Source organism: Synechococcus sp. R3-13 (genome assembly GCF_047462195.1).
Lineage (GTDB): Bacteria > Cyanobacteriota > Cyanobacteriia > Thermostichales > Thermostichaceae > Thermostichus.
In genome coordinates this window covers 1-2,221 of sequence record NZ_JANSIO010000507.1, presented here as the reverse complement: position 1 = coordinate 2,221, position 2,221 = coordinate 1, and the positions used below count along the sequence as shown (strand labels likewise).

Below are 2,221 nucleotides of genomic sequence, written 5' to 3'. Positions count from 1 at the left end.
CTGAGCAGATTTCCAAAAGGATCCCTGCCTTCGACCATTCAGCCGAGCGGTCTCCTCTTGTCTTTTGTAGAGAAGTGACCCAATACAGCTGAGTGTGTCAAAGTTTGACGAAATTGTAGGGAGCGGTGAAGTTGTTGTAGCGAATGCGCAGCCGCCCCTGGAAGGTCTGGTCTAGCTCCTCTACTTTTTGGGCAAAAACCGGCTCATCTTCCCAATTGATCAAAAACGAGCCGTTGTAGGCCATGTTTTCGGTGAGCAGATCTCCTTCTACGCGGTCGCTGGCCAAGGGGCTGAGGGCTGCTGTAAAGGTCTGGGCAATGCGCTGACGTCGCTGCTCTAAGAGCTGCTCCAGAGCCCGTCCGATCTCGACTACCGCGTCCAGCCCCAGAGGAGCGCCGGCCATTTCGTCTCGCCGAGCTTTGAGGGCAGGGTTTTCCTCTAGCCCCAGCTTGAGCTCCTGCTCGGGATCCCAGAAGACTTTGACTCCCACCTCCCGCTTGCCCTCCAGGCGCTCCAGCAGAGCCAGCAGATCCGCCAAGCGGGGCTGCACCAAGTCCCGTTCCACCTGCTCCCAGCCGCTCACCACCAGGCCAAATTGCAGAGGCAGCAGAGCCCGGTGTCCCTCGTTCATCACTTTTTCCAGCACGGCCTCATGGGCGAGCAAGTTGGCCCGGCTGGCCAGGTAGCGCTCCTGTCGAGCCTGGGAGTACAAGAAGGCCAGGGATCCCAGCCCATGAACCTGCACCGGCTGCTTGTCCAGCCCCACCACACTCAGATGACGCGGGCCAGGGGCAGCGACGATCCCGTAGAGGTAGAGGGCGCTATGGGGATTTGCCGTTGGCATTGCTGCGGGCATCTCCGATCAGCCACGTGAGGTTGGACTCTTCGGTGTCGATGGCATTGCCATCCGAGGAAATGCAGTAGCGACCCATCACCATCTGGTGGCGTAGGGTCACGCCTGCCGCGATCTGGGTGTAGTTAAAAATTAAGCTGCCATCCAGCGTACACCCTTCATTCAACACACATCCGTAGCCAATGGCTGTGGGGCCGATGAGTTTGACCCCGTCCGCCAAATGGCTGCTGGCCCCGATGTAGACCGGTGGCTCAATATGGATGCGATCCCAGTTGGCGCGGATGTTGATCCCCGTCCATACGCCGGGTTGAATCTGGATCCCAGGCACCTTGACTCCCTTGATCTCGCCGCGCAGCACTTTTTGCACCGCCAGCCAGTAGTCGTGGGTGCGGCCAATGTCCACCCACTGAAAGTCAGCCGTGATCCCATAAAAGGGGGCACCCGCTTTCACCAAGGCCGGGAAGAGATCGCTGCCGATGTCGTAGGGGCAGCCAGGGGGAATGTAGTCGAACACTTCCGGCTCGAAAACGTAGATGCCGGTGTTGATGGTGTGGCTGAGGGCCTCTTCCCGCCTGGGCTTTTCTTGGAAGGCAGTGATGCGACCCGTCTCATCGGTTACCACCACTCCGTAGCTGGAGACCTGGCTGGGATCCACCTCCCGCAACACCACGGTGGCCAGCGCTCCCTTGGATTTGTGGAAGTTGACGATCTGCGTGAGGTTCAGGTCGATCAGGGCATCCCCACAGAGCACCACAAAGGTGCTGTCGAAAAATCCGGAGAAATCCTGGATCTTGCGCATGCCCCCTGCGGATCCCAGGGCCTGGGCCACCGGCTGGCCGTTCTCAAAGTGACCCTCGAACGAAAAGCCGATGTGAACCCCCCACTGCTGCCCATCGCGGAAGTAGTCTTCGATTTGGTGGGCCAAGTGGCTGGTGTTGATCATAATTTGGTTAAACCCATGTTCCCGCAGCAGCTCCACCAAAAATTCCATGACAGGCTTGTGCAAAATGGGGATCATCGGCTTCGGCATCATGTAGGTGATGGGCCGCACTCGCGTGCCTTTGCCTGCTGCCAGGATCATGGCTTTCATGCCGTTGTCACTCCTCCGGGCTAACCGTGCTCTGACTTTATCAAAAATTTGGGTCTAAAACCCCGCCCTTGAGGGCGGCTTTTCTTGATTTTGGCTGTAAGCAACTAAGACTTGTAGAGGAGCCCCACCCACACTCGATGCAAAATAGCTAGGGCTCCACAAGGCAGTTTTGCCGTAGGGCTTGGGAAACTTAGCCTGGCCGTACCTGCGACTGGAGACTCTTGAGAGCGTTAACCATCTGGAAATAGACCACTTAGGTGGGTAGAAAATCAAAAGAT

The 2,221-nt window shown here is 57.7% G+C and carries 3 protein-coding genes; all 3 read right to left on the bottom strand.

Features of this window, described 5'->3' with window-relative positions:
* Window positions 1-97 precede the first annotated feature (97 nt).
* A complete protein-coding gene (locus NW856_RS13945; RefSeq protein WP_011433160.1) occupies window positions 98-844 on the bottom strand; it encodes a GvpL/GvpF family gas vesicle protein in 747 nt (248 codons plus the stop codon).
* The gene (locus NW856_RS13940) at window positions 822-1,943 is read right to left on the bottom strand and encodes a sugar phosphate nucleotidyltransferase (protein WP_414400727.1); all 1,122 of its coding nucleotides are present in this window, start codon (window positions 1,941-1,943) and stop codon (window positions 822-824) included. Before NW856_RS13940 ends, NW856_RS13945 begins: the two co-directional genes overlap by 23 nt.
* 54 nt (window positions 1,944-1,997) lie before the next feature.
* Window positions 1,998-2,221: IS200/IS605 family transposase (locus tag NW856_RS13935; protein ID WP_414400726.1), on the bottom strand; the 224-nt coding region annotated here is incomplete at its 5' end.

Excerpts from the sequence above, each read along its gene's own strand:
- NW856_RS13940 (WP_414400727.1), bottom strand. The coding sequence starts at position 1,943 with ATGAAAGCCATGATCCTGGCAGCAGGCAAAGGCACGCGAGTGCGGCCC.
- NW856_RS13945 (WP_011433160.1), bottom strand. The coding sequence starts at position 844 with ATGCCAACGGCAAATCCCCATAGCGCCCTCTACCTCTACGGGATCGTC.